This window comes from Microbispora corallina (assembly GCF_016863035.1).
Lineage (GTDB): Bacteria > Actinomycetota > Actinomycetes > Streptosporangiales > Streptosporangiaceae > Microbispora > Microbispora corallina.
Window position 1 is genome coordinate 1 of record NZ_BOOC01000013.1, and the last position, 25719, is coordinate 25719.

The 25719-nt window shown below is 73.2% G+C and carries 25 protein-coding genes; 9 read left to right on the forward strand and 16 right to left on the reverse strand.

Annotation, left to right across the window (positions count from 1 at the left end; genetic code table 11):
- From Mco01_RS39105 to Mco01_RS15410, 10 genes are all read right to left on the reverse strand, one after another.
- A partial coding sequence (locus Mco01_RS39105) for a hypothetical protein (RefSeq protein ID WP_239103624.1) occupies positions 1-987 on the reverse strand: 987 nt, incomplete at its 3' end.
- 241 nt (positions 988-1228) lie between these two features.
- Positions 1229-2767 (reverse strand): cellulose binding domain-containing protein, encoded by a 1539-nt coding sequence (locus Mco01_RS15370; RefSeq protein ID WP_204057592.1) that lies wholly within the window; start codon positions 2765-2767, stop codon positions 1229-1231.
- A 228-nt stretch (positions 2768-2995) separates the two neighbouring features.
- The gene (locus tag Mco01_RS15375; RefSeq protein WP_204057593.1) at positions 2996-3295 is read right to left on the reverse strand and encodes a hypothetical protein; all 300 of its coding nucleotides are present in this window, start codon (positions 3293-3295) and stop codon (positions 2996-2998) included.
- Positions 3226-4080 (reverse strand): AF_0692 family protein, encoded by an 855-nt coding sequence (locus tag Mco01_RS15380; protein WP_204057594.1) that lies wholly within the window; start codon positions 4078-4080, stop codon positions 3226-3228. Before Mco01_RS15380 ends, Mco01_RS15375 begins: the two co-directional genes overlap by 70 nt.
- Positions 4081-4247: 167 nt before the next feature.
- The gene (locus Mco01_RS15385) at positions 4248-4841 is read right to left on the reverse strand and encodes a hypothetical protein (protein ID WP_204057595.1); all 594 of its coding nucleotides are present in this window, start codon (positions 4839-4841) and stop codon (positions 4248-4250) included.
- Positions 4842-5170: 329 nt separating this feature from the next.
- A complete protein-coding gene (locus tag Mco01_RS15390; RefSeq protein ID WP_239103625.1) occupies positions 5171-6469 on the reverse strand; it encodes a lanthionine synthetase LanC family protein in 1299 nt (432 codons plus the stop codon).
- 76 nt (positions 6470-6545) lie between these two features.
- On the reverse strand, positions 6546-8237 hold the full coding sequence (locus tag Mco01_RS15395) for a SulP family inorganic anion transporter (protein WP_204057597.1): 1692 nt from the start codon (positions 8235-8237) through the stop codon (positions 6546-6548).
- A complete protein-coding gene (locus Mco01_RS15400; RefSeq protein WP_036331514.1) occupies positions 8234-8569 on the reverse strand; it encodes an ArsR/SmtB family transcription factor in 336 nt (111 codons plus the stop codon). Before Mco01_RS15400 ends, Mco01_RS15395 begins: the two co-directional genes overlap by 4 nt.
- A gap of 4 nt (positions 8570-8573) precedes the next feature.
- Positions 8574-8747 carry a hypothetical protein gene (locus Mco01_RS15405; protein WP_204057598.1) on the reverse strand — a complete coding sequence of 58 codons (174 nt, stop codon included), beginning with the start codon at positions 8745-8747 and terminating at the stop codon, positions 8574-8576.
- Positions 8748-8831: 84 nt separating this feature from the next.
- A complete protein-coding gene (locus Mco01_RS15410; RefSeq protein WP_204057599.1) occupies positions 8832-9239 on the reverse strand; it encodes a VOC family protein in 408 nt (135 codons plus the stop codon).
- A gap of 174 nt (positions 9240-9413) precedes the next feature.
- Here Mco01_RS15410 and Mco01_RS15415 point away from each other — a divergent pair, with 174 nt between their 5' ends.
- Both Mco01_RS15415 and Mco01_RS15420 read left to right on the forward strand, forming a co-directional pair.
- Positions 9414-9881: a pyridoxamine 5'-phosphate oxidase family protein gene (locus Mco01_RS15415; protein WP_239103626.1), complete on the forward strand. Its 468-nt coding sequence runs from the start codon at positions 9414-9416 to the stop codon at positions 9879-9881.
- Entirely contained in the window at positions 9881-10882 is a 1002-nt protein-coding gene (locus Mco01_RS15420; RefSeq protein WP_204057601.1) for a zinc-binding alcohol dehydrogenase family protein, read from the forward strand. Before Mco01_RS15415 ends, Mco01_RS15420 begins: the two co-directional genes overlap by 1 nt.
- A 117-nt stretch (positions 10883-10999) precedes the next feature.
- Here Mco01_RS15420 and Mco01_RS15425 read toward each other — a convergent pair whose 3' ends face one another.
- Positions 11000-11473, reverse strand: a complete 474-nt coding sequence (locus tag Mco01_RS15425) for a CBS domain-containing protein (protein WP_204057602.1) — start codon at positions 11471-11473, stop codon at positions 11000-11002.
- Positions 11455-12153 (reverse strand): CBS domain-containing protein, encoded by a 699-nt coding sequence (locus Mco01_RS15430; RefSeq protein ID WP_204057603.1) that lies wholly within the window; start codon positions 12151-12153, stop codon positions 11455-11457. The genes Mco01_RS15425 and Mco01_RS15430 overlap by 19 nt, the downstream gene beginning before the upstream one ends.
- A gap of 248 nt (positions 12154-12401) precedes the next feature.
- Between Mco01_RS15430 and Mco01_RS15435 the strand changes: the two genes are divergently transcribed.
- The 6 genes from Mco01_RS15435 to Mco01_RS15460 all read left to right on the forward strand — a co-directional run bounded on the left by Mco01_RS15435 (position 12402) and on the right by Mco01_RS15460 (position 19570).
- Complete coding sequence (locus Mco01_RS15435; protein ID WP_204057604.1) at positions 12402-14060, forward strand: NAD(P)/FAD-dependent oxidoreductase; 1659 nt, start codon at positions 12402-12404, stop codon at positions 14058-14060.
- Positions 14057-15475, forward strand: coding sequence for an ATP-binding protein (locus tag Mco01_RS15440; protein ID WP_204057605.1), 1419 nt, complete (start codon positions 14057-14059; stop codon positions 15473-15475). Before Mco01_RS15435 ends, Mco01_RS15440 begins: the two co-directional genes overlap by 4 nt.
- A gap of 42 nt (positions 15476-15517) precedes the next feature.
- Positions 15518-16381: an NAD(+)/NADH kinase gene (locus Mco01_RS15445; RefSeq protein ID WP_239103628.1), complete on the forward strand. Its 864-nt coding sequence runs from the start codon at positions 15518-15520 to the stop codon at positions 16379-16381.
- 201 nt (positions 16382-16582) lie between these two features.
- Positions 16583-17968: a vanadium-dependent haloperoxidase gene (locus tag Mco01_RS15450; protein WP_204057606.1), complete on the forward strand. Its 1386-nt coding sequence runs from the start codon at positions 16583-16585 to the stop codon at positions 17966-17968.
- A gap of 128 nt (positions 17969-18096) precedes the next feature.
- Complete coding sequence (locus Mco01_RS15455; protein ID WP_204057607.1) at positions 18097-19200, forward strand: RICIN domain-containing protein; 1104 nt, start codon at positions 18097-18099, stop codon at positions 19198-19200.
- Between the two features lie 82 nt (positions 19201-19282).
- Positions 19283-19570: a hypothetical protein gene (locus Mco01_RS15460; protein WP_036331500.1), complete on the forward strand. Its 288-nt coding sequence runs from the start codon at positions 19283-19285 to the stop codon at positions 19568-19570.
- A gap of 70 nt (positions 19571-19640) precedes the next feature.
- Here the strand turns inward: Mco01_RS15460 and mgrA are convergent, their stop codons facing one another.
- The 4 genes from mgrA to Mco01_RS15480 form a co-directional block, all read right to left on the reverse strand.
- Positions 19641-20636, reverse strand: a complete 996-nt coding sequence (gene mgrA / locus Mco01_RS15465; protein WP_204057608.1) for an L-glyceraldehyde 3-phosphate reductase — start codon at positions 20634-20636, stop codon at positions 19641-19643.
- A 109-nt stretch (positions 20637-20745) separates the two neighbouring features.
- On the reverse strand, positions 20746-21375 hold the full coding sequence (locus tag Mco01_RS15470; protein ID WP_204057609.1) for an alpha-ketoglutarate-dependent dioxygenase AlkB: 630 nt from the start codon (positions 21373-21375) through the stop codon (positions 20746-20748).
- 47 nt (positions 21376-21422) lie between these two features.
- A complete protein-coding gene (locus Mco01_RS15475) occupies positions 21423-22346 on the reverse strand; it encodes an alkaline phosphatase family protein (RefSeq protein WP_204057610.1) in 924 nt (307 codons plus the stop codon).
- A 32-nt stretch (positions 22347-22378) separates the two neighbouring features.
- Positions 22379-24493, reverse strand: coding sequence for an amylo-alpha-1,6-glucosidase (locus Mco01_RS15480; RefSeq protein ID WP_239103629.1), 2115 nt, complete (start codon positions 24491-24493; stop codon positions 22379-22381).
- Positions 24494-24637: 144 nt separating this feature from the next.
- On the opposite strand from Mco01_RS15480, the gene Mco01_RS15485 reads away from it, so the two are divergent.
- Positions 24638-25681, forward strand: a complete 1044-nt coding sequence (locus Mco01_RS15485) for a LacI family DNA-binding transcriptional regulator (RefSeq protein ID WP_204057611.1) — start codon at positions 24638-24640, stop codon at positions 25679-25681.
- The last annotated feature ends 38 nt before the right edge of the window (positions 25682-25719 follow it).

Consider the following 25719-nt stretch of genomic DNA (forward strand, 5'->3'; position numbering starts at 1 on the left):
GGATCCGCGGCGGAAGACCAACTTCGCGCCGCAGGCGGCGAGCGCGCAGGCGATGACGGCGGTGGAGACGACCGGGACGGGCAGGTCCTGCTCCGGCTGGGGGGTGACCGCCGACACCGTGTGGAGGTCGCCGGTCGCCGCGCCGGTCGCCTGGCTCTTCGGGGCCGTGGTCTCGGGAACCGCCTGGGCGCCCTGACTGCCGGCGCCGCCCGCCGCGCCCTGCGATCCCTGCTCGTTCCGCGGGGCGTTCTCGGCCACGGCCTTGGCCACGGCGGGCGCGGACGCCGACGGGTCAGCCGCCGGCGCCGCCGCCGTCTCGGACGGCGAGGGGGACGGCGCGGCGGAGGCGTGGGGGCAGGGGTCCGGGCTGTGCCGCATCGCGTACGCGCCATCGGAGAACGGCACGGGCGCGCCCTTCTTGCCCGGTCCGGAGCCCCACTCGGTGATGACGTACTGGACGGCGATGTGGCCGATGCCGCCGACGCCCTGAACGGTGTAGGAATCGTGGTTCCACGTGCCGCCGGTCAGCTCCGCGAACGTCTTGCCGTCGAGGTCGATCATGACCCCGCTGCTCGACGGGACCCCCGGGCCGCGGTCCCCGACGAAGAAGTCGGCCTTCTTGCCGTCGTACAGGACGTAGCCCTTCGTGCCCATCGGCCAGCTCGGGCTCGCCACGAGACCCTTCTGCATCGGCTCGCCGGAGGCGGGGGCCCCGGTGTCGCCGTTGACGCCGGAACCGTCGTCCCAGAAGTACGAGGCGGTCGTGTGGCCCTTGAAGAGGAACTCGTCACCGGCACCGGGACAACCGGACGCGGTGTGACCGGCCGTCGCGTCCGCGGCCGCGGTCTCACCGGCGGGGGCGGAGACGGCGAGCATGCGCTCGGGGGCGGCCGTCCCGTCCTGGGCGGCGGCGGGGAGCAGGGAGGAGTCCTGATGCTGCTCGACCCGCGCGCCGTCGTACTGTGCGTGCGCGACGCCGTCGGCCACAGAGGCCGTCTGCCACCAGGCGTCGTGGTGGTTGTCCGCGTAGCTGGAAATGGGGGATCTCCTGACTGGTCACGGTTTGGTAATCGGACACTAAGCCAGGAAGAGCCCAACAGGCGATATTTAGGACAGAAATTTTACTTTGGGTTGGAACAGGTAGAGATCCGGACGAAGCAGGCAAAAGCCGTGGCATACCTCTTCCCGGAACGGGTGAAGGCATGCCACGGCGGGGACGGCCGGTGGGTCACACCGATTGGAGGTGCGCCCTCAGCCCGGCGCCGAAGCCGGTCGCGGTGCCGTTGTAGTCGCTGATGAGGGAGGGGCCGGAGGAGCAGTCCCAGGTGTTCCAGGTCCAGCCGAGGTACGACGCTCCCTTGCCGTCCAGCCAGGCCATGACCTGGTCGATGAACCCGTGCGAGCAGGTGTTCTCACCGATCTCGCCGGCGACCAGCGGCACCTGGGCCGCGACCGGCGCGAGCTGGCTGTCCCAGCACGAGCTGCTGACGCAGGCGTTGAAGTTGTAGACGTGCCAGGCCGCCGCCAGGTTGTTCAGCGGGTCGGTGGGCTTGTACTGGAGCCACTGGCTGAGGTCGTTCGAGTAGGCCAGGCCGCCGATCATGATGACGTTCTGGGCGCCGGTCGCCCGGACCGTGTTGACCAGCGTCTGGAAGCCCGCCACCTGGTAGGGGATGCCGGAGCAGGTGCCGCCGTCGCGCCAGCAGGCCCAGCCGCTGGCCGTGCCGCCCGTGGCCCGCTCCGGGTACGGCTCGTTGAACAGGTCGAAGACCACCTCGGTCTGCCCCTTGAACGCGTTGGCCACGCCCGTCCAGAACTGCGGCGCGTACTGCGCGTCGGGCATCGGCTTCTGACAGGTGGCGTGGACGTCGGAGCAGCCCGACGACGGCCCGGTGTACTGGCCGTAGTTCCAGTGCATCTCGACGATCGGCGTGACCCCCTTCGCGACCAGGCGGCTCACGTAGCCCTTGACCTCGTTCTGGTAGGCGGTCCCGCCGTACGCGGACTGGATGTTGCCGAGCCCGAGCCAGCACTCCTCGTTGAGCGGGACGCGCACGGCCCGCACCTTCCACGTGAGCATGGCGTCGATGGACGCGTTGTCGGTCGGGCCGTCCCAGATGCCGCGGCCCTGGACGCACATGAACTCGCCGCCCGACCGGTTCACGCCCAGCAGCCGGTACGCGGCGCCCGTGGAGGCATTCACGATCTTGTTGCCGGAGACCTTGAGCTTGGGCGCCGCGCCCGGCTGAGGAGTGGGGGTCGGCGTCGGGGTCGGCGTCGGGGTCGGCGTCGGGGTCGGCGTCGGTGTGGGCGTCGGTGTGGGCGTCGGCGTCCGGCTGGGGCTCGGGCTGGGGGACGGCGTGGGGCCGTTGCAGGACACGCCGTTGATCTTGAAGTCGGTCGGCGTGGGGTTGCTGCCGGTCCAGGTGCCGTTGAAGCCGATGCTCGTCGAGGCGCCGTTGGCCAGGGACTTGTTCCAGTCCAGGCCGACGGCGGTCACGGCGCTGCCGGACTGGCTCCAGGTGGCCGACCAGCCCTGGACGACCTTCTGGCCGCTGTCGGGGAACGTGAACGTGAGCGTCCAGCCGTTGATCGGGTCGCCCAGGTTCTGGATGCTCAGGTTGGCGGACATGCCGCCCTGCCACTGACTGGCGGCGTAGGTGACCTTGCATGCCACGGCGGCGTCGGCCGCCGGCGTGTTCACCAACGCGAATCCACCCGCGGCGATCAGGCCGAGGGCGGTGAGGATGGCGCCTCTCCGTCGCATGGTCGCTTCCGTCCTTCCGTCGAAGACCGGACGGAAGCGTTGTCAACTTGACCGGTTTATTCAACAACGTACGAGGTCGTCGACCCTCCATCAGCGCAAATGAGGCCGCACAGCTGAAATTTTCAGTCGTGCCCGGTCATCGCGGCCCCCGGCAGCCGGTGCACGAGGGCTCGGGGGGCCGGTGGGTCGCGTTCTGGAACAGGCAGGTCGCGTTCGGGAGACGACGGGTCAGGTTCGGGAGACGACGGGCCGGGGCCGGAGACGGGCGGACCGGTAGGCCGCGGCCGCGAGCGCCGCCGCGCCGAGGCCGAGCACGACGTGGCTGGTGAGGTCCAGGGCCGGGGTGCTGTCCACCACGGGCCGGGACAGGAACGCGTGCCAGGCGTAGGTGAGCAGAGCCCCGGCGGCGAGCGCCACTCGCTGCCCCCCGCCCCAGCCTGTCTGGCGCGCCCACGCCGTCACCGCCCAGGCCGCCGCCGCGTAGAGCGCCACCTGCAGGGCGACCGCGACCGCCGCGGGTGCGGCCATCGCGACCATGAACACGCCCCCGCGGCGAGCGACGCCAGGAAGACCGGCAGCGGCCCCGGCGCCGGGCGCGCGGACGGAACACGGCCCGCAGCAAGGCGCGAGTACGGAGCACGGCCTGCGGCAACGCGCGCGGACGGAACACGGCCCGCAGCAAGGCGCGAGTACGGAGCACGGCCCGCGCTGAGCCGCGCGACCGGCGGCCCAGCGACCGGGAGGCGGAACGCGAGCACCGCCAGCGCAACGGCGACCGCGGCGGCGGCCGCGAGCCGGGGCGCCGGCGCCATGTAGTGGTACTGCGCGTAGGTGAACAGCGTGGTGACCGCCGCCCCGGCCACCAGCAGCGCAGCGGTCACCGCCAGCCCGGTGCGGCGCAGCCACGGCTGCGTCCGCCGCTCGCCCGCCAGTTCCTCGACCAGCGCGACGGGCACGCTGATGCTCCAGACCGTGTGGAGGCCGAGCACGAACAGCGTCCAGGGCAGGGCGATGCCCAGTCCCGGGACGAATCCCCGATCGAGCAGGTGGGCGCCCGCGTAATCGGGATCGAACAGGGACTGGGTGACGAGCCCCTCCTCCACCACCCCGTACGCGAGCGCGAGCAGCACGATGGACGGCCACCCCCGGCCCGTCCGCCGGACGACCTCGCGGATCAGCAGGGCGCCCCCGCCGTACATCGGGGCGAGCAGGACCAGGGCGGCCAGATACGTGATCGGGAAGTCGCCCAGCAGGAACTCGGCGACCAGCGGGGCGAGGAGGAACAGCGCCAGCGCCGGGAGCAGTCGTCGCATGCCATCCAGCGTGCTCACCGCGCCCGGCGCCGGACAGGCTCATACGTACGGAAAACGGCGTGACATATGTACCGCCGCCGAACGCCGCCCACCCTCGGCGGCGCCCGTCCCCGCCGAGCCGGGGGCTCGCGCCCTCCGGCCCGTGGACTCTCGCGTGGAGCGGCGGATCAGTGGATGGAGTACGAGCTGTCGAGAGGCCAGTTGATGTCGCCCTTGCCGTCGCTGGCGACATCGGCGACGACGTAGACATCGGAGTAGTAGTCGTACTTGGAGCTGTACTTCACCTTCGGGGTCTGACATCCGACGCTGCCGCTGCGGCGCGCGTTGAGGTTGTCGGTGAAGTCGCAGCGGGTCCTTCTGTAGTTCTCGTCGCCGCCGAACCGGTTGTGCTTCCTCCGGTTGATGTACAGGTAGGCGTAGAAGTGATTGAACCTGTGCATCGACCCGAAATGCCGGCCGACCTCGTTCCACGAAATGACCATCGAGGAATTGATCTTGTAGCTCCCGCCGGACTTCTCCTTGAAGATGCAGTGATTGATGAAGACGGCGATGTCGCTCTTGCCGGGAAGAGCGAACTTCCTGCTGTCGTCGCTCCGGTCGCATTTGTGGCTCGCCCGGGCGGCCGCGACGCCGGTGGCCGCGGCCACCGCGCGCGGGGCCGCGACCGCGGCGGCCTGCGCCGGCGCGGAAGGCGCGACGCACACGCCCGTCAGGACGAGCGCGCCGGTTGCCAGGGTCGCTCCGCCACGTCTCGTTCTCATCGTGTCCTCCCGTCGGTAAGCGCTCGCGCGCTCGTCACATGCCGGCGTCCCGTGAAGCCGTTACTCGGCGGCGCCTTCGTGGCGCATTCGGACGCTCGTGCTTTCAGACGCGGCCGGAGCCGGGGGTGTTCGCGCGGACGCTCGTTGTCTTCTGCTCGGTTTTCTCGCCGGAGACAGAAGGCCACCTCGGCTCGCCGCATCGGCCCCGCCGCCCGGCGGCCGGTCCCCGGGCACACCTGAACCAGTGTGGTCGCGCGCCGACAGGGTGCCCAGAAGTTTTCACCTCAGCGCAAACAGCCAGCCCATGGGAGCCCTCAAGGCGGAAACGCCTATGCCGGCCCGTCGCGGAGAACGGCGGCGGGGACGGGAATGGCCGGGAACGGGTTGTCGGGCAGGAGGATCAGCCGGCGGGGCGAGGCGGGCAGGCCAGCGGCGTCCAGGTGGAGGAGGGCGGCGCCGATGCCGGCGGCGCCGACCATGTAGCCGGTGTCGGCCGTGACCTCCCAGGGCCGCAGCCGGCGGTAGGCCTGGTACCAGCGGTAACCCGAGTCGTCGTGCTCGGTCGCCCGGCCGATCAGGTTGGCCGCGAGCGACCGGGCGAAGTCGAGGTACTGCTCCCGCCCGGTGGCGGCCCACAGGCCGACGAACAGTTCGAGGACGCCGGCCGTCCCGCAGCACAGGCAGGCGACGTTCCAGTAGCCCGGGGTGTGCCGGTTGGGCACGCCGCTGTGGACGATCCCGTGGGCCAGCCGCTCCACCCAGTCGAGGTCGCCCGGGTCGCCCGTGACGCGGTGGAGCTCGTAGAACATCCGGGCCACGCCGGCCGAGCCCGAGCAGAAGCCGAGGTAGTGGAGGCGGCGTCCCTGCGGCACGTGGTGCGGGACGAGGGCGCACTTGTCGGTCACCTCGCTGACCGTGCGGACGAAGTCGGCCCCCCGCCGGGCCGCGGCGAGGAACCGCTCCTCACCCGTCACGCCGTACAGGCGGGCGAGCAGGAACGCCGTGCCCGCCGTGCCGGACAGGAACCCCGGCGTGACGGCGTCGACCGGCAGGTCCGCGCAGGAGTCGCCGCCGAAGCGGTGGCCGGGGACCACGAGGTTCGCGATGCGCTGACCGGCCTCGACCGCGACCTCCTCGTAGACGGGCACGCCGAGGATGCCGGACGCGTGCAGGAGCGCGAGCACGATGCCGCCGTCGCCGCGCTGGGCGGGGTCGCCGGTCCAGCCGATGCCGTCGCCCATCTGCCGTACGCTCCGAACGATCTGGTCGGCGGCGGCGCGGGCCGCGTCGGTGAGATCCTCGTCCCCCGTGGCCCAGCCGGTCTCCGCCATCGCGAACACCGCGCCGGCCAGCCCGTGGTACAGCGTGAGGTCGGCCTGTTCCGGCCACGTACGGGCGAGGTAGCGGGCGCCCGCCCGGGCGTCGTCGAGGTACGCCTGGTGCCCGGTGGCCGCCGCGAGCTCCAGGAAGAACAGCACGATCCCGGCGGCGCCCGCATAAAGGGACGACGGATGTCCCGCCCTCGCCGACCGGCCCCGGGGATCGGGGTTGGCCAGCCAGTGCCGTCCGGACTCGTCGTCGACGGCCGCCGACCGCACCCAGCGCGCGGCCATGATGGCGGCGGTCATCGGCGTCTCAGCGCGTGGCCACGAGCTCATGCCTCATAGTCCCACATTTTTGGTAGGTAATACGGCTACTTTCGTCTCACTCGAAGCGTACGGGCCCCAGAGGGGCGACCACACCCTTCGGGGTGCGCCCGATGAGCGTACGAGCACGGGCGATCGCGGCGGGCGTGTCGGGGAGGACGAGGCCGTCCCGCCACAGATGCCCGGCCACTCCGAGACGGCCGATGACCCCGTCGTGCCCGGGCCGGATGCCGGACAACAGGACGACGATCCCCCGACCCTCCAGACGGGAGATCACGTCGCCGAGGACCCCCGCCCCGGTCGCGTCGATCGTCGACACGCGCGACATGCGCAGGATGACCACCCGGACGTCGGCCACCTCGGACAACTCCAGCAGGAACCGGTGGGCCGCGCCGAAGAACAGCGGTCCGTCGAACCGGTAGGCGACGATGTGCTCGGCCAGGAGCTGGCGCTCCTCGTCGCCGTGGTCCCCGGCCTCCAGCGGCACCTGCTCGACCCGGACGCTGCGGGCGACGGCGCGCAGGGCCAGCACGATCGCGACTCCGACCCCCACCGCCACGGCCGTGACGAGATCGAGGGCGACGGTCACCGAGAAGGTGAGGGCCATGACCGCGGCGTCGCCCCGGGTGGAGCGCGCGACGGCGCGCAGCGAGCCCACCTCCACCATGCGGACGGTGGTCGCCACCAGCACCCCGGCCAGCGCGGCCAGCGGGATGCGGCCGACCAGGCCGCCCGCGCTGAACACGATCACGGCCAGGACCGCCGCGTGCGTGAGCGCGGCCAGCCTCGACCGGGCCCCCGACCGCACGTTGACGGCCGTACGGGCGATGGCGGCCGTCGCCGGGACGCCGCCGAACAGGGGAGCCGCGATGTTGGCGAGCCCCTGACCGAAGAGTTCCCTGTCCGGGTCGTGCCGCTCACCCACGCTCATCGCGTCGGCCACCGAGGCGCACAGCAGGCTCTCGACGGCGCCGAGCGCGGCCACCGCCAGCGCCGCCGGGACCAGCGTCCCCACGGCGCCGGGGTCGAGGAACCCCGCCGACGGCACGGGCAGGCCGACGGGCAGCGCGCCGATCCTCGCCACGTCGAGCCTCGCCACCTCGGCCACCGCCGTCGCCACCACCACCGCGACGAACGAGAACGGCACGGTCGGCCGCCACCTGGCCCCGGCGAGCATGGCCGCGGCGACGGCGAGGGTCATGACGAGCGGCACGGGACGCGGATCGCGGGCGAACCGGACGGCCGCGTCCGCGGCGACCTGCCAGACCCGCTCGCCCGACGCCCCGCTCACGCCCAGCGCGGCGGGCACCTGCTGCAGGGCGATCACGACGGCGATCCCCGCGGTGAACCCCTCGATGACGGGGGTGGGCATGTACCGGGCGTACCGGCCCACCCCGGCCAGCGCGAGCACCACGAGGACGACCCCCGCGAGCAGGCCCACCATGAGCACGCCGGACGGCCCGTGACTCCGCATGATCGGGACCAGCACCACGGTCATCGCGCCCGTGGGCCCGGACACCTGGAGGTTGCTCCCGCCGAACACGGCCGCCAGCGCCCCCGCCACGACGGCGGTGGCCAGGCCCGCCTGAGCCCCCAGCCCGGACCCGACCCCGAACGCCAGCGCGAGCGGGAGCGCCACCACGGCGACGGTGAGTCCGGCGAGCAGGTCGCGGCCGGGCGCCCGCCGGGCGGGCCGCCAGTCCGCGAGCGAGGGGAGCAGCCGCGCCGCACGGGCCGCCCAGGGCGTCATTCGGCCGCCTCCGCCCGCAGCTCGGCCAGCAGTTCGCCCTGGTCGGCGATCATGTCGGTGAGGATCCGCCGGGCGGCCGCCAGCAGGTCGACCACGTCGGGCGTGGACAGCGAGTAGACGACGCTGCCGCCTTCCCGCACCGCGTTCACCAGCCCGGTACGGCGCAGGACGGCGAGTTGCTGCGACAGGTTGGACGGCTCGACCTCGATCTCGGTCAGCAGTTCCCTGACCGGACGGGGGCCGTCCCTGAGCAGCTCCAGCACCCGGATGCGGACCGGATGGCCGAGCGTGCGGAAGAACTCGGCCTTGGCCTGATAAAGGGGGACCGGCATGCGATCAGGCCTCGTCGCCGGCCGGGTCGATGCCGTGCTCGGTCGCGAGTCGTTCCAGGGTGTCCAGGCGGCCCGACACCACCTGCACGTCGTACTCGTCGCCGTTCTCGCGGGCCCGGCGCAGCTCCCGCCGGGCCTCCCGCAGGCGGGCCCGCAGCTCCGCGGTGAACTCCTCCACCCCGTCCCCTCTCCTTGTCGCCGCCTGCATCATTTCTTGAATTGCAAAATTCTTCAAATCGGCAGGACGGCACGAAGGTGGAGGTCAGGCGGGCCGCGGGGAGAACGACCGCTGGTCGCGGCGGATCGGGTGGCCCTCGGGGATCTCCACCAGCACGATGGCCGTGCCCTCGGGGTCCTCGATCCACATCTCCAGCAGCCCCCACGGCTCCATCCGGGGCGGCCGGACCACGGGAACCCCCGCCTCCACCAGCCTCTCGTGCTCCTGATGGACGTCGCGGACCTGGAGCCAGATCTGCAGGCCCGCCCCGGGCCCGCCGGACGACCGCCCGGAGATCTCCAGGAACCCCTGGCCGAGGAAGAACACCACCCCCGGGTCCTCCGGCGGCCCGAACTCCCGGTAGACGGCCAGCCCCAGGACGTCGCGGTAGAAGCGGCGGCACGCCGCCCGGTCCGCGGGGCGCAGGAGTATGCGGCTGCTCAGCACTTCCATGTGACGTTGGTGCCCACAGGGGGCATGCGGTTAAAGGACCGATTACGGCAAGCGGCGCCCAAGGGCGGTCAGGGCCCTTCGTCCCGGGCACCGGTGACGGAAGGCGGTGCCCGGCGGCGGGCCACGGGACGGATGCTGGTCCCGCGCGCCCTTGTGTGCCTCTGGAGGTTTCTCATGACGGAATTCACCAGCCCTCTCAGCGAGCCCGGCGAGCCGCTCCCCGCCGGGATGCCGCGGCTTGAGCGCCTGGACAAGGACGACTGCCTGCGGCTCATCTCCCCCGGCGGCGTGGGCCGGGTGGCCTTCAACAACCCCGCCGGGCCGGTGATCCTCCCGGTCAACTACACGATCGAGGACAACGCCGTCCTGTTCCGCACGGCCCTGGGCGGCCCGATGGACACCGACCTGCGCACCGGCGTGGAGGGCGCGGAGTTCATGGTCGCCTTCGAGGTCGACCACATCGACGAGAGCACCCGCGAGGGGTGGAGCGTGCTCGTCCGCGGCGGGGCCCACCACATCACCGACCGGGACCGGGCGGAGGCCGAGGCGTCCGGGGTCGAGTCGTGGGCGGGCGGCGAACGCGAGCTGTACATCAGGATCGCGCCCGTCGACATCAGCGGCCGCCGGATCCGGCACGCGTAGTGGACGCCTGGGTGGTGGCCCGTCCCGGGCCCGTCGCCACGCGTCCCCTGGAGCGGACCCGGCTCCCCGACCCGGAGCCGGGCCCCGGCGAGCTGCTCGTCCGCGTGGAGGCGTGCGCGGTCTGCCGTACGGATCTCCACCTGGCGGAGGGCGACCTGCCGCCGCGACGGCCGCGGACGGTCCCCGGACACGAGGTCGTCGGACGGGTCGAGGCGCTCGGGCCGGACGCGCAGGGCCCGCCGCCGGGCTCCCGGGTGGGCGTGGCCTGGCTGCGCTCGACCTGCGGGGTATGCCGCTACTGCCTCCGCGGGGCGGAGAACCTGTGCCCGATGTCCACGTACACCGGATGGGACGCGGACGGCGGCTACGCCCGCCGCCTCACCGCCCCGGCCGCCTACGTCTACCCCCTGCCCGAGGACGAGCCGGCGGAGGAGCTCGCGCCGCTGCTGTGCGCGGGGATCATCGGGTACCGGGCGCTGCTGCGGGCCGACCTGCCCCCGGGCGGCCGGCTCGGGATCTACGGCTTCGGGGCGTCGGCCCACCTGACCGCGCAGATCGCGATCGCCGAGGGCGCGACCGTCCACGTCATGACGAGGTCGGCGGCGGCCAGGGAGCTGGCCCGCCGGCTGGGCGCGGCCTCGGCGGGCGGCAGCGCCGACCCGCCGCCCGAACCCCTGGACGCGGCGATCCTGTTCGCGCCCGTCGGCGATCTCGTGCCGGTGGCGCTGGAGGCGCTCGACCGGGGCGGGACGCTGGCGGTGGCGGGGATCCACCTCACCGACATACCGGTGCTGAACTACCGGCGCCACCTGTTCCAGGAGCGGACGCTGCGCAGCGTCACGGCCAACACCCGGGCCGACGGCCGCGAGTTCCTCAGGCTGGCGGCCGAGCACCGGCCCCGGGTGACCACCACGCCCTACGCCTTCGAGGAGGCCGACCGGGCGCTGTCCGACCTGGCCGCCGACCGCGTCGAGGGCGCGGCCGTCCTCCTGATGTCCTGACCGCGTCCGCCGCGTCACCGCGACCGCAGCGAACACCCGACCACGTCCGCTCGGCCGCCGTCCACGGACGGCCGGCCGAGCGGGAGGGCGCGCCGCCTCCGGGGACCCGGGCGGGTGTCACGAGCCGGGAGGCAGGACCGGCTCCAGCCGGAACAGGCCCCCCTTGACGTCGCCCGCACGCTCGACGCGGACGACCCTCCCGGCGACCGCCCTCAGCACGTCGGTGGCGGTCACCAGTCCCTCCAGGACGCCCGAGGGGTCGACCACCGGCACCACGCTCAGGTCCGAGTCGATCATCATCGCGGCGACGTCGCGCAGCGGCGTCTGCGACCGCGCGTGCCGGCACGGCTGGCCGAGCACCAGCCGCCCAACGCCCGCCTCGGACTGCTCGGCCGGCCCGCCCGACCAGTGGCTGGCCAGGTCCTCCCGGCACAGCACGCCCAGCACGCGGGAGTCGGGACCGACCACCGGCAGGTGGTGCACCCCGGCCCGGCGCATGAGCTCCCACGCCATCAGCGGCGACTCGTCCGGCTCGACGGTGACGAGGATCCTGCTCATCACGTCGGCCGCGGTCATGGTCTCCACGTCCATGACGCCCCGCCTTCCTCTCGGCGCCGGCCCGGCGCCGCCGGCCGCTCGAGATCGTCGATCAGAAACGTGACGTCGCAGGTCACGTCCACCACCCCGTCCACCTTCCCGACCTCCTCCAGCAGGGGGGCGATGCCGGAGCGGCGGTCCACCGTTCCCGAAAGGACCACCACGCCGTCCTCCACCCGTATGTCGACGTGCACCGCGTGGCGCCGCACCACCGCCTGGACGTCGTCGCGGATGTCCTCGGGCGACCGGCAGAACGCCCGGAGCAGGTCGGCCTTGCGCAGCACGCCGATGATCCGGCCGGTGCCGCCGTCGACGACGGGAAGCTGCTTCACCCTGTTCCTGTGCATGAGGCAGGCGGCCCTTCTGAGGTCGGTGTCCTCCGTGACGGTGATCGGCGGGCTCGTCATGATCTCGCCGGCCGTCCGCCCGCCGGCCCGGCGGCGCTCGCGGCGGCGCGCCGGTCCCTCGAAGAGCAGGTCGCCGGGGCGTCTGTCGATCTCCCGCAGCAGGAGGTCGTCGTCGCAGATCATCCCGACCACCCTCCTGTCGGCGTCGACCACCGGGACGGCCTCGACGTGGAACCGGCACATGGCCGTCACCATGTCCGTGAACGACGCGCTCGTCTCGACCGCCACCACGAACCTGTTCATGACGTCTCTGACGGTCATCGCCATGACCCGTCCTCCTTCACCCTCAGCCTTCCGCCGTACGGGTGTGAGCGGGGAGCGGCGAAGGTCATCCCTTCCCGGGACCTTGGACCCCCGTCCCCGGCGCACGCGGCACCGCCGTCCACGTGCGACTTCATCCACGGTAACCACCCGCCCGAGGTTCGCCGCGCGCCCGCCCCGTCATGCCGCGCGACCGCCGGCTAACAGACCGCCGCACTGCCGTTTGAGGTGGAAAGACATGCTTTTATGTATTCATGCCGAATCCCGCGATTCTGACCGTCGACGACGATCCGGCCGTGTCGCGGGCGGTGGCCCGCGACATGAGGCGCCGGTACGGCGACCGCTACCGCATCGTCCGCGCCGAGTCGGGCCTGGACGCCCTGGACGCCCTGCGCGAGATCAAGCTGCGCGGCGAGCAGGTGGCCGTGCTGCTCGCGGACTACCGGATGCCCCAGATGAACGGCATCCAGTTCCTCGAGGCGGCGATGGACCTGTTCCCGCTGGCCCGCCGCGTCCTGCTGACCGCGTACGCCGACACCGACGCCGCGATCGACGCGATCAACATCGTCGACCTGGACCACTACCTGCTCAAGCCCTGGAACCCGCCGGAGGAGAAGCTCTACCCGGTGGTCGACGCCATGCTGGAGGCGTGGCTCGCCACCCCCGACGTGGCGATCCCGGAGACCAAGGTCGTCGGGCACCGCTGGTCGGCCCGGTCCTTCGCCGTACGGGACTTCCTGGCCCGCAACCTCGTGCCCTACCGGTGGCTGCTGGCGGACGAGCCGGAGGGCGGCCGGCTGCTCACCGCGGCCGGGATGGCCGCGACCGACGTCCCGGTGGTGATCACCTCGGACGGCAAGGCGCTGGCCCGCCCGTCCGAGACCGACCTCGCCGCGCACGTCGGCCTGAGCACCACCCCGGCGCTGGACTTCTACGACCTGGCCGTGATCGGAGCGGGCCCGGCCGGGCTCGGCTCGGCCGTGTACGGCGCCTCCGAGGGCCTGAAGACCGTGCTCGTCGAGCAGCGGGCGACCGGCGGGCAGGCCGGGCAGAGCAGCCGGATCGAGAACTACCTCGGCTTCCCCGACGGCGTCTCGGGGGCCCAGCTCACCGAACGGGCGCGGCGCCAGGCCCTGAAGTTCCAGGCCGAGCTCCTCACCACCCGCGAGGTCGTGGGCCTGGAGCGGTGCGGGTCGGCCACCATGCTCCGGTTCGGCGACGGCACCACGATCGCGGCCCACACCGTCGTCCTGGCCACCGGCGTCTCCTACCGGCTGCTGGACGCCCCGGGGCTGGCCGACCTGACCGGGCGGGGCGTGTTCTACGGCTCGGCCTCGACCGAGGCGCCGAACTGCTCCGGCGAGGAGATCTACATCGTGGGCGGGGCCAACTCCGCCGGGCAGGCCGCCGTCTACTTCTCGCGGTACGCCCACAAGGTGCACATCCTGATCCGGGGTGACGACCTCGGCCGGTCGATGTCGCAGTACCTGATCGACCAGATCGACGCCATCCCCACCATCGAGGTGCATCCCAACACCCAGGTGATCGAGGGCGAGGGCGACGACCACCTCGAACGGCTGACGCTGTGCGACCAGAAGTCGGGGCGGACCAGGACGGTCGACACGTCGTGGCTGTTCGTCTTCATCGGCGCCGAGCCGCGCACCGACTGGCTGGGCGGCGCGGTCGCCCGGGACGCGAACGGCTTCGTGCTGACGGGCCCCGACCTGCTCGCCGAGGGACGCCGCCCGGCCGGATGGTCGCTCCCCCGCGACCCCTACCATCTCGAGTCGAGCATGCCGGGCGTCTTCGCCGCCGGCGACGTGCGGGCCGGTTCGGTCAAGCGGGTCGCCTCCGCCGTCGGCGAGGGCGCGATGGCCGTGTCGCTCGTGCACCGCTACCTGGAGGCCCAATGAACGAGCGGCTCACCCCCGACGAGCTGCGCACCCTGTTCCTCTTCGAGGCCCTCACCGACGACCAGCTCGCCCATCTGGCCGAGGCCGGCCGGGTGGAGCAGCGGCAGGCCGGCACGGCCGTCTACCAGGAGGGCGAGCCCGCCACCTGCTTCTTCGTGCTGCTCCACGGCACCGTCGCGATGAGCCGCCGCATCCACGGCGACGACGTCGAGGTGAGCCGCACCGAGCAGCGCGGCGTGTACGGCGGCGCCACCCAGGCGTACATGGGCGACCGGGCCGACCAGACGTACCTCAACACGCTCAGCGCGATAACCGACGCCGAGTTCTTCGTCCTGCCCGCCGAGATCATCGGCGACTGCGTCCGCGAGTGGTTCCCGATGGCGATGCACCTGCTGGAGGGGCTGTTCCTCGGCATGCGGGCGCACCAGACGATCATCGGCGAGCGGGAGCGGCTGCTCGCGCTCGGCTCGCTGTCGGCCGGCCTGACCCACGAGCTGAACAACCCCGCGGCCGCCGCCGTCCGGGCGACCGCGGCGCTGCGCGGCCGGGTCGCCGGCATGCGCCAGAAGCTCGCGATGATCGCGGACGGCCGGCTGGACGGCCGCCAGCTCCACGACCTGGTCGAACTGCAGGACGAGGCGGTCAAGCGGGCGGCGTCGGCGCCGGAGCTGTCCCCGCTCGCGGCCTCGGACGCCGAGGACGCCATCGCCGACTGGCTCGACGAGCGCGACATCGTGGGCGCCTGGGACCTCGCCCCCACGCTCGTGGCCGGCGGCATCGACGCCGAGTGGCTCGACCAGATCTCGGGAGCCGTCGGCGAGGACAACCTCGAGGCGGCCGTCCGGTGGCTGTGCTACACGATAGACACCGAGCTGCTGATGGGCGAGATCGACGACGCCGTCACCCGCATCTCCGGCCTCGTCGCGGCGGCCAAGCAGTACTCCCAGCTCGACCGCGCGCCGTACCAGACCGTCGACGTGCACGACCTCCTCGACGCGACGCTGACCATGCTGCACGCCAAGATGCCCGAGGGCGTGCGCAAGGTGAAGGAGTACGACCGGTCGCTGCCGCAGATCTCGGCGTACGCGGCGGAGCTGAACCAGGTCTGGACGAACCTCATCGACAACGCCCTGTCCGCGATGGGCGGCAGCGGCACGCTGTCCGTACGGACGTTCCGGAAGGACGACCGGATCGTGGTCGAGATCGGCGACACCGGGCCCGGCATCCCGCCGGAGATCCGCCCGAGGATCTTCGAGCCGTTCTTCACCACCAAGCCGGTCGGCGAGGGCACCGGGCTCGGGCTGGACATCTCCTATCGGATAGTGGTGAACAAGCACCACGGCGACATCCGGGTCGAGTCGGAGCCGGGCGACACCCGGTTCCAGGTGTACCTGCCGATCGAGCAGGGAGCCTGACCGGCGGACCGGGCGCCCTCCCACCGGCCGTACAGTGTGGGCATGGGCATGGTCAGCACGGTGGGCCTCGTACTGCACCCGCAGCGCGACTCCAAGGAGGCCATCGACACCATCGTCGAGTGGGCGCGCACGCGCGGCGGCACGGTCCTCGGGCTGCCGGACGAGGTCGGGCGGATCGACTGCAGCGCGGTCGCGGTGGACGCGCAGACGCTGGTGAACAAGGCCGACCTGCTCGTCAGCCTCGGCGGCGACGGCACCATGCTGCGCACGATGCGGCTGATCACGGGCCGCCCCACGCCCGTCCTCGGGGTGAACCTCGGGCGGCTCGGCTTCCTCGCGGAGATCGACGTGGAGGACCTGGCGCCCGCGCTGTCGGCCATCGACAACCACGAGTACACGGTCGAGCCCCGCATGGCGGTCCGGGCCACCGGCAAGGACGGCCAGATGGTGACGGCCTTCAACGACATCGCGCTCGTGCGGATCCCCGGCGACGGGCTGTCCGCCGTCGCCGTCTCCGTGTACGGCCACCCGTTCGTCCGGTACTCCGCCGACGCCGTGATCGTCGCGACCTCCACCGGGTCGACCGCGTACAGCTTCTCGGCCGGCGGGCCGATCGTCTCCCCCACGGTCGAGGGCTTCCTCGTGGTCCCGGCGGCCGCCCACTCGTCGTTCAACCGGGCGCTCGTCATGTCGGCCGACGAGGAGGTCACGCTCGACGTGCTGCCGAGCAGCGGCCAGCTCGCGCTGGAGGTCGACGGCGCCATCGGCGGCCACCTCGCCCCCGGCGACCGCCTCACCGTCACCGCCCTGCGCGGCGCCGCCCGCGTGGTCCGGCTCGGCACGACCACCTTCTACGAGCGGGCCCGCCGCAAGCTGCGCGTGAACGGCAGCGCCGAGGTCGACTGACCCCCCCTTCCGCCCGCCCGGCCGTCCGGGCGTCCGCGCCTGCCGGCACGCCCGGAGGCGTTCCGAGCCGTCCGGAACCGTCCCGAACTGTTCCGGACGCCCAAAGATCTTGTCCCGCCCCTCCGGCGCCGTGGATCTTTCGTGGTGCTCCCCTCGACCCAATCGGTGGGTTCGAGCGGTTTCCCACGGAGGTTCCCCTCGATGCACCTCTCCATCGGCCGCAGACGACGATGGGCGGCGGTCGCGACGGCCCTCGTCGCCACCGGCGCCCTCCTGACGGTCCCGTTTCGGGCGCACGCGGCGGTCACGGGGCCACCGCCGCAGGCGTCCTCGTTCGACCACGTCCTCTACTGGAACAGCGTGTTCCTCGACACGATCCGCACGCTTCCCCGTCTCGGCCAGGACCCGCACGCAGGCGACCCCACGCTCCTGGCGCGCGCGGGCGCGATGCTGCACATCGCGATCCACGACGCGAACTGGCCGGCCGCACCCGTGACGTACCTGCCGAAGATCACCCAGCAGAACCCGAGCGACTCCATCGAGGCGACCATGGACGCGGCCGCGCACCGGGTCCTTGAGCACCTCTACCCGTACATCGACTTCGACGCGAACCTCACCTACGCGCTCGGCCAGATTCCCGCCTGGGTTCCGGCCGCGTACGTCCAGGGCGGCAGGGCCGACGGGGAGAAGATCGGCGACCTGATGATCGCCGCCCGGTCGGGGGACGGCCCGGCGTTCGACACCTCCTACACGCAGGAGGTGAACGTCCCGGGCGCCTGGCGTCAGACCGACCCCGACCGGCTGCCCGTCAGCCCGAACTGGTGGAAGCTCAAGCCGTTCGCCATGACCTCGGGGACGCAGTTCCGGCCGCCGCTTCCGGGAGGGTTCGGCTCGTACGACGCGCTCGTGCGCAGCCCGGCGTACGCGGCCCAGGTGGCCGAGGTGCAGAAGTACGGCGGCGCCTCCTCCACCGCCCGGACCGCCGACCAGACCCAGGCCGCGCACTTCTGGGCCAACGACCTGCCCACCACCTACCGGCCCGTGGGACACCTGTTCGCCATCACCCAGAAGATCTCCCGGGACCAGGGGCTCAGGCAGAACGAGACGGCCGAGCTGTTCAACCTCGTCTCGATGGCGCTGGCCGACGCCTCCATCGTCGCCTGGGGGGCGAAGTACGCGACGCCGATCGACCTGTGGCGGCCGCAGAGCGCGATCAACCTGGCGGACCCCTCCGTGACACCGGGGCTGACGCCCGACCCGAACTGGCGGCCGCTGTCGGCCGACACCGAGGGCCGGCCGTTCTCGCCGCCCTTCCCCGCGTACGTCTCCGGGCACGCCACCTTCGCCGGGGCGTGGGCCGGTGTGATGCAGCGGTGGTTCGGGCACGATCTCACCTTCACCGCGCCCACGGACGACCCGTACGCCAACCCCCGCGCGCGGACCTTCACCGGCTTCCAGCAGGCCGCCGAGGAGGACGCGATGAGCAGGCTCTGGCTCGGCGTCCACTACCGCTGGGACGCCGAGGCCGGGCTCGAGTCCGGATTCAACCTCGGCGAGTTCGTGTACGTGACCCACCGCGACCAGTAGCCCCCACCGATCACGCTGTCGAAGCCCTCCGGGCGGCGGTCTCCGCTGACCCGGAGGGCCGTCTCCGCGTCACCGATCTTTGTTAGTCTTTGCCCGACTGACACCGAATTGTGGGGCGTGGAGATGTCGTGCACGGAGCGGTGACCCCGCCTCCGGATCCCGAGGGCGCCTCTACCGCCGGGGACTTCGTCGCGGCGCTCGGACGCCTGCGCCAGTGGTCCGGCCTGACCTACCGGCAGCTCGCGGCCGCCGCCGAGGCGGCGGGCCGCGTCCTGCCGGCGAGCACCACGGCGGGCGCGCTCGGCCGCACCACCCTGCCCAAGGAGGAGTTCGTCGTCGCCTTCGTCCAGGCGTGCGGGCTCGGCGACGTGGAGGCCGCCCGGTGGGTGGCGGCCAGGAAGCGGCTGGCGTCCGGAGCGCCCCCTCCTTCTCAGGAGCCCGCCGTACCGGTGGAACAGCCGGAGGCCCCGGCGGACCCCTCCCCTTCGCCGGGCGACGAGGGGACCGCGCAGGCGCCCCCGGCTCACGGACGGCCGCGGCGGTGGCGTCTCCCCGTCGCGGCCGTGGCGATCGCCCTGGTGCTCGTCGCCGGCGCGCTGGCGGTGCCGGCGGTGCGGGCCTCCTGGACCGGCCACGCCCCGGCCGGTGCCCCGTCGGCCGGCGCGGCCGGTAGGCCGTCGGGCGGTTTGACCAATAAGGCCAGTACAGCCGGGGCACCGTCTCCCTCCCGCTCGGCTCTGCCGGCCCGGGGGTGGTACCGGATCCTCCCGTCCCACGTCGCCGACCGGGACCTGTGCATCGGCGAGGGCCGCGAACGCAGCGGGCGGACCGACCGGCCGCTCGCCGTCCAGCGCCCCTGCCGGGGGCTCGTTCCCGACACGTTCCTGAGCCCCGTCGGCGACGGGAAGTACGAGATCCAGTGGCACCATCCGGTGGAGGGCGCGGGCTGCCTCACCGTCGACGAGGCCGAGACCCGGCCTGGCGCGCTGCTCGCCCCGGCGACCTGCACCGGGGCCGCCCACCAGCATTTCCTTCTGGAACCCGCCGGCCGGGGGTTCTCACTGCGACCGGCGCACAGCGGCCTGTGCCTCGGGGCCCTGTACGGCGAGGCGGACGTCAACGCCGGCGCGGAGCTCGCCCAGCAGGCCTGCACCGGCAAGGCCGACCAGATCTTCCTCCTGCGCCGGGTGCCCACCCCTCCATGGACGACCGCCTCGCCGGGCCCGAAGTAGACCGTCCGGCCTGGACCTCACCCCAGGGGCTGTGGGTACGCTCGATGGAGGAGCCACCCGCTCAGGGGGAGGGGGGTACCTCATGAGCCACCACAGCCACGGTGAGCACGGCCACCTGCACGGCCCGGACTGCGGGCACACGCCGGTGCCGCACCGCGACCACACCGACTACGCGCACGACGGGCACCTGCACCGCGCGCACGAGGGGCACTGGGACGAGTGCGAGCCCGAGGGCCACGTGGAGCATCCGCACGAGCACCAGCACGGCGAGGGCTGCGGTCACCCCGCGGTCCTGCACGGCGACCACATGGACTACGTGCACGACGGGCACCGCCACGCCGCGCACGCCGGCCACTGGGACGAGCACTAGCGACGTCCCGGCCGCCTCTCGGGGGGCGGCGGCCCGGGGAGGCGCCGCGGCCTCCCCGGACGTACGGCCGTCAGAGCAGGCGCTCGATCTCGGCCAGCTCCTCGGGCGACAGCGGGGGCGCCTGCACGGCGGCCACGTTCTGCTCCAGCTGCGGGACGCTGCTTGCGCCGATCAGCACCGACGTGATCCGGCGGTCGCGCAGGATCCACGAGAGCGCGAGCTGCGCCAGCGTCTGCCCGCGCCGTTCGGCCACCTTGTTCAGCCCGCGCAGGGTCTCCAGCAGCTCGGGCGTCAGCCGGTCGCGGGTGAGGAAGTGGCCGATCGCCATCCGGGAGTCGGCCGGCACGGTGCCGTCCAGGTAGCGGCCGGTCAGCAGGCCCTGCGCGAGGGGCGAGTAGGCGATGCAGCCCGCCCCCGCCCGCTCCAGGGTGTCGAGCAGGCCGTCCTCGACCCAGCGGTCGAGCATCGAGTAGCGCGGCTGGTGGATGAGCAGCGGGGTCCCCAGCTCGCGCAGCACGGCGGCGGCCCGCTCGGTCTCCTCCGCCGAGTAGTTGGAGATGCCCGCGTAGAGCGCCTTTCCGGACCGGACGGCCGCGTCCAGCGCGCCCATGGTCTCCTCGATCGGGGTCTCCGGGTCGGGCCGGTGCGAGTAGAACACGTCCACGTAGTCGAGCCCGAGCCGCTTCAGCGACTGGTCGAGGCTGGCCAGCAGGTATTTGCGCGACCCCCACTCGCCGTACGGGCCGGGCCACATGTCGTAGCCCGCCTTGGTCGAGACGAACAGCTCGTCGCGGTACGGCAGGAAGTCGGCCTTGAGGTGCCGCCCGAAGTTCTCCTCGGCCGAGCCGTACGGCGGGCCGTAGTTGTTGGCGAGGTCGATGTGGGTGACGCCGAGGTCGAACGCGCGGCGCAGGACGGCCCGCTGGACCTCGAACGGCTGGCCGTCGCCGAAGTTGTGCCACAGGCCGAGCGAGACCTCGGGGAGCCGGACGCCGCTGCGGCCGCTGCGCCGGTAGGGCATGGTCGCGTAGCGGTCGGGGGCGGCGGCGTAGCGTGGCGGGATCATCCGTGGCCTTTCTTCCGGGTCCGCGGCTCCCCGGGGTGTCACGGGAGCCGTCCATCCCAGGTACTACCAGGAAAGCGCCGCCGCCAGCGCCCCGCCCCCGGGATAGCGTCTAGCGGACGCCGCGCGGGCGGAACTGGACGCTGATCCGCGCCCCTGACACCTTGGCCGTCTTCGGGATCGCGTGCTCCCAGGTGCGCTGGCAGCTGCCGCCCATCACGATGAGGTCGCCGTGGCCCAGGTCGTGGCGGAGCGTGGGGCCGCCGCCCCCGCGCGGGCGCAGCATGAGCGAGCGCGGCGTGCCGACCGACAGGATGGCCACCATCGTGTCCTCCTCGCTTGCCCGGCCGATCGTGTCGCCGTGCCAGGTGACGCTGTCGCGCCCGTCCCGGTACAGGCACATGCCCGTCGTCACGAACCGCTCGCCGAGCTCGGCCTCGTAGTGCATGTTGAGCGCGTCCCTCGCCTCCACCAGCAGGGGGTCGGGCAGCTCCTCGCCCTCGTCGTAGAACTTCAGCAGCCGGGGGACGTCGACCACCCGGTCGTACATGTGCCTGCGCTCCGCCTTCCAGGGGACGGCCTCCAGCAGCCGCTCGAAGAGCCGGTCGGCCCCCGTGACCCACTGCGGGCGCACGTCGATCCAGGCGCCCCGGTCGAGGAGGGTCCGCTTCACCGTCCCATCCAGAAGGCCGAGGCCGGTCTCCTCGCACCAGTCCAGCAACGAGCCCTGAAACGCGTCCATGCGTCCAGCATAAGCCCGGTATTCAAACACCTATTCGATCATTGCGCTCAGGCCGGTGTCAGGACGGCCGTGAGCGGCCGCCGGTCCGCCGCCCGGCCGAGCGGGGCCAGGCCGTACATCTCCTCGATCGTGCGCAGCAGCGTGTAGTGGTCGGCCCGCCCGTCGTACGCCCCGCGCCTGACCCGCCCGCCCACGAGGACGGTGGGGATGCGGTTGCCCGCGTGGTAGTCGTCCTCGTCGAAGGTCACGATCAGCAGGCTGTCGTGGGTCTCGGCCCAGTCGGCGTACGGGCCGATCTCGCGGCGCAGCCAGGCGTCCCCGGTCGAGACCGAGCAGTCGTGCATGTCGGCGCACATGTCCGGGATGACGAACGCCACCTCCGGCAGCGTGGCGAAGTCGCCGGGGAAGTCGCCGAACGGCCGCGCGACGGACGGCGGGAGGTTGCCGAAGTTCGTCCACGGGGCGTGCTTGCGGGCGTACCTGCCGCCCGAGCCGACGCACCCGTCGTACCCGGCCCGCGGGAGCGCCTCGGCGTACGCGACGAAGCGCAGACCCGCGTCGAGCAACTGGCGGCCCAGGCTGGGAGCGGTGGGGAACGACTGCGGGCAGGAGTCGTCCCGCACGCCGCGGGTGGACCCGGAGAACAGCGCGATGTAGTTGGGCTGGCTCGGGTGGGTCTCCGCGAACATCGCCGTCAGGTCCGCCCCGCGCCGCGCGAGCGACGTGACGTACGGCGCCCGGGGGTCCCCCACGACCCGGCTGTACGACTTGTTCTCCATCACGACCACGACCAGGTGGGCCGGGCGCCAGATGCCGGCGGGGGACGGCCGGGCCGACGGCCCGGCGGTCGCCCGCGCCGTCCCCGGAGGCGACGGGGCGGGCGGGGCGGGCAGGGCGGGGCTCCCGGCGCACCCCGCGGCGGCCAGGACGACGACCCAGATCAGGAGGACGGCGGGGAGGCGGGGGGACATCCGGACATCGTAGGACCGGCGCGGCCGCCCGGTCAGGCGATGTCGAGAGCCATCCCGGCGGGCAGGCCCGACACGGTGGGACGGCCCGCCGAGTCGACGGCCACGTCTACGGAGGCGTCACCGATCCGCAGCCCGCGCGCGGAGACCGGGCCGAGCGGCGCCCCGGCCAGCGGGCGCAGTAGGACGCGGCCGCCGGGGACGTCGGGATAGAGGCCGAGGGCCGCGTGCGCCACGGTGACGGCCGCCGCCGCCGACCAGGCCTGGGGACGGCACGCCGCCGGGTACGGCAGGGGCCGGCCGAGCCCGCCGTCCCCCGCGTACAGCTCCGGAAGCCGGTAGCCGAACGCCTCCCCCGCGGCGAGCAGCCCCTCGGCCAGACCCGCCGCCTGGGCGCCGAAGCCCTCCCGTGCCAGCCCCGCCATGACGATCGCCGTGTCGTGGGCCCAGATCGAGCCGCAGTGGTACGACAGCGGGCTGAACCCGGCGTCGCGCGCGGACATCGTGCGCAGCCCGAAGCCCTCGGCCATCGACGGGCCCGCCAGCAAGCCCGCGACCCGCTCGGACTCCTCCGCGGACAGCAGGCCGGTCCCGAGCAGGTGGCCGATGTTGCTGGTCAGGGCGTCCACCGGGCGCTTGTCGCGATCGAGGGCGAGCGCCGGGAACGGCCCGTCGGGGCCGTCCACCCAGAACCGCTCGCGGAACCGGGCGGCCAGCGCCTCCGCGTAGTCGCGCCAACGGGACCCTCCCGGGCGGCCGAAGGCGTCGAGCAGCGCGGCGGCGTGCCGGGCCGCCTGGTAGGCGTAGCCCTGGACCTCGACCAAGGCGATCGGGGGCCGGGCCTGGCCGCCGTGGTGGAACCGCACGGCGTCGCCCGAGTCCTTCCAGCCCTGGTTGGCCAGGCCGTGGGAGGAGGTGTCGACGTACTCGATGAAGCCGTCGCCGTCGGGGTCGGCGTGGCCGGCGAGCCAGCCGAGGGCCGCCTCCAGGGCGGGCACGAGCGCCGCCACCTCCCCTTCGGGCATGCCCCAGCGCCAGGCGTCGTGCAGCAGGGTGATCCACAGCGGGGTGGCGTCGATCGTGCCGTAATAGGCGGCCGGAAGCCGCAGGTTCTCGGACTCCAGGGCGAACTCGTGCCGCCGCAGCTCGTGCATGATCTTGCCGGGGGCCTCCCCGGACGCCGCGTCGACGCGCGTCCCCTGGCGGCGCGCCAGCACGCGCAGCGTGCCGGCGGCGAGGCCGGTGCCGAGGGGCAGCAGCATGCGGGCCGCCCAGATGCTGTCCCGGCCGAAGAGGGTCAGGAACCAGGGCACGCCGGCGCCGAGGAAGGTGTCCTCGGGAGCGTCCGCCTCCGCCAGCCGCAGCGAGCGCAGGTCCTCCAGCGACTGGCCGAGCAGCCGGGTCAGCCGCCGGTCGGCCGCGCTCACCTCCGGCCGCGACCACTCCGGCGCCCCCGCCGGGGCGACCACGATCGCCGCCGGGTCGTCGACCACGGCCTCCCAGCGCAGGACGGCCCGGCCGCGCGGCGGCAGCGACACCTCCCACTGGAGCCGCCCCCCGCCCGGCGCCGCCTCGGCGCTCGCGGCCTCGCCGACCACGGTGACCCGGCCGGCCTCGGACTTCCACCACAGCTCGCCGGCACCCGACCCGTCCGGCTCGGCCGCGGCGGCGGGCCCGCCCGACTTCACCACCTCGATCGGGGCGAAGTCGCAGGCCACGTCGATCGTGACCGTCACCGCGACCGGGACCGACGCGGTCGAGACGATCTCCACGCGCTCGCCCATGCCGTACGCCCCGATCTCGCGGACCCGGTCGAGCCGCACGGTCGGATCGGCGATGGCGTCCCCGTGCCACCGGACGACCGACACGAACCGGGTGCGGCCCGCCCCCTCGTGCACGTGGCCGAGCGCCTCCGGCTCGCGGCCGTCCACCAGGAGGACGACCTGCGAGAGCGCCCTCCTGTCCGCGTGGAACAGCCCCTGCACCCCGGCCGGCCTGACCTGCCCGTCAGGCCCGCTCAGCGCGCTGGTCGGCGCCATCACGGTGCCGACCAGGTCGTGCAGGAGCGGCTGCAGACGGCGCGCCGATCCCGGATCGGCCGATGCGGCGACGCTCTCGCCGCCCGGTTCGGACGTGGCTCCGACGAGCACGGATTGCCCCCTGGGTCGAATCGTGCCGGCGTGACCTTGACAGAAGGTCGCCGGAGGTGCAGATTGCGAAACACTTCCTTTACTTGAACGATCTAATCATGCCTTACTTCGCTTTTAACGTTCAATCCCCCGAAGGGCGCGTGTATGACCGAGAAGGTGACAATAGCTGACGTCGCCCGGCTCGCCGGCGTGTCGCGGCAGACGGTCTCGAACGCCCTGAACACCCCCGACGTCGTCCGGGAGGAGACCAGGCAGCGGGTGCTGGAGGCGGTGGAGCGGCTCGGGTACCGGGTCAACCAGGCCGCCCGCCAGATGCGCACCGGCCGGTCCCGCCTGATCGCCATCCGCATCGAGCCCGACCGGGACGGCATCAACGGCTCGGTCCTCGACCGGTTCCTGCACGGGCTCACCGACTCGGCGGCCCGGTCGGGTTACCGCGTGCTGCTCTACACGGCCGACGGCGACCGGGGCGAGATCGACACGATTGAGGACCTGCTCGGCGCGTACGAGCCGGACGCGTTCGTGCTGACCAGCACCCACCACGACGACCTGCGCACCTCGTGGCTGCGCGAGCGGAAGGTGCCGTTCGTGACCTTCGGTCGGCCGTGGGGCGACCTGGACGGGGCCGGTCACCCGTGGGTCGACGTGAACGGCGCCGCCGGGACCGCCGCGGCGACCCGCCACCTGCTCGCCGCCGGCCACCGCAGGATCGGCTTCCTCGGCTGGCCGCCGGGGTCGGGGGTGGGGGACGACCGCCGCGAGGGCTGGGCCCGCACGCTCGCCGCCGCTGGTATCGACCCCGGCGGGCTGAGCCGCGCGACCAGCGACGGCGTCGCCGACGGCGAGGCGGCCGCCCACGACCTGCTCGGCCCGGGCGGCAGCGGCGTGACCGCGCTGGTGTGCGTGAGCGACTCGCTCGCGCTCGGCGCGCTGCACGCGGCCCGCTCCCCCGGGCTCGCCTGGCGGGCGGGCGGCTCCGCCGACAGGCCTGTCGCGGTCATCGGCTTCGACGACACCCCGGTGGCCAAGGCGGTCGGCCTGACCAGCGTCAGCCAGCCCCTGGCCGAGGCCGCGGCAGGCTGCGTGGCGCTGCTCGCCCGGCTCCTCGACGGGCCCGCCCCCGCGCCGGACGACCCTCCGGCCCACGAGCTCCTCGACCCCTCGCTGGTCGTACGGCAGTCGGCCTGATCCGGCGCCGGTTCCCTCCACCCCCTCGGAAAGATCGG

What these genes read in the sequence shown, in the direction of transcription:
- Mco01_RS15370 (WP_204057592.1), bottom strand. Translation starts at nt 2,767, where the DNA reads ATGCGACGGAGAGGCGCCATCCTCACCGCCCTCGGCCTGATCGCCGCG.
- Mco01_RS15375 (WP_204057593.1), bottom strand. Translation starts at nt 3,295, where the DNA reads ATGGCCGCACCCGCGGCGGTCGCGGTCGCCCTGCAGGTGGCGCTCTAC.
- Mco01_RS15380 (WP_204057594.1), bottom strand. Translation starts at nt 4,080, where the DNA reads ATGCGACGACTGCTCCCGGCGCTGGCGCTGTTCCTCCTCGCCCCGCTG.
- Mco01_RS15385 (WP_204057595.1), bottom strand. Translation starts at nt 4,841, where the DNA reads ATGAGAACGAGACGTGGCGGAGCGACCCTGGCAACCGGCGCGCTCGTC.
- Mco01_RS15390 (WP_239103625.1), bottom strand. Translation starts at nt 6,469, where the DNA reads ATGACCGCCGCCATCATGGCCGCGCGCTGGGTGCGGTCGGCGGCCGTC.
- Mco01_RS15395 (WP_204057597.1), bottom strand. Translation starts at nt 8,237, where the DNA reads ATGACGCCCTGGGCGGCCCGTGCGGCGCGGCTGCTCCCCTCGCTCGCG.
- Mco01_RS15400 (WP_036331514.1), bottom strand. Translation starts at nt 8,569, where the DNA reads ATGCCGGTCCCCCTTTATCAGGCCAAGGCCGAGTTCTTCCGCACGCTC.
- Mco01_RS15410 (WP_204057599.1), bottom strand. Translation starts at nt 9,239, where the DNA reads ATGGAAGTGCTGAGCAGCCGCATACTCCTGCGCCCCGCGGACCGGGCG.
- Mco01_RS15415 (WP_239103626.1), top strand. Translation starts at nt 9,414, where the DNA reads ATGACGGAATTCACCAGCCCTCTCAGCGAGCCCGGCGAGCCGCTCCCC.
- Mco01_RS15425 (WP_204057602.1), bottom strand. Translation starts at nt 11,473, where the DNA reads ATGGACGTGGAGACCATGACCGCGGCCGACGTGATGAGCAGGATCCTC.
- Mco01_RS15430 (WP_204057603.1), bottom strand. Translation starts at nt 12,153, where the DNA reads ATGGCGATGACCGTCAGAGACGTCATGAACAGGTTCGTGGTGGCGGTC.
- Mco01_RS15435 (WP_204057604.1), top strand. Translation starts at nt 12,402, where the DNA reads ATGCCGAATCCCGCGATTCTGACCGTCGACGACGATCCGGCCGTGTCG.
- Mco01_RS15440 (WP_204057605.1), top strand. Translation starts at nt 14,057, where the DNA reads ATGAACGAGCGGCTCACCCCCGACGAGCTGCGCACCCTGTTCCTCTTC.
- Mco01_RS15445 (WP_239103628.1), top strand. Translation starts at nt 15,518, where the DNA reads ATGGGCATGGTCAGCACGGTGGGCCTCGTACTGCACCCGCAGCGCGAC.
- Mco01_RS15450 (WP_204057606.1), top strand. Translation starts at nt 16,583, where the DNA reads ATGCACCTCTCCATCGGCCGCAGACGACGATGGGCGGCGGTCGCGACG.
- Mco01_RS15460 (WP_036331500.1), top strand. Translation starts at nt 19,283, where the DNA reads ATGAGCCACCACAGCCACGGTGAGCACGGCCACCTGCACGGCCCGGAC.
- mgrA (WP_204057608.1), bottom strand. Translation starts at nt 20,636, where the DNA reads ATGATCCCGCCACGCTACGCCGCCGCCCCCGACCGCTACGCGACCATG.
- Mco01_RS15470 (WP_204057609.1), bottom strand. Translation starts at nt 21,375, where the DNA reads ATGGACGCGTTTCAGGGCTCGTTGCTGGACTGGTGCGAGGAGACCGGC.
- Mco01_RS15475 (WP_204057610.1), bottom strand. Translation starts at nt 22,346, where the DNA reads ATGTCCCCCCGCCTCCCCGCCGTCCTCCTGATCTGGGTCGTCGTCCTG.
- Mco01_RS15485 (WP_204057611.1), top strand. Translation starts at nt 24,638, where the DNA reads ATGACCGAGAAGGTGACAATAGCTGACGTCGCCCGGCTCGCCGGCGTG.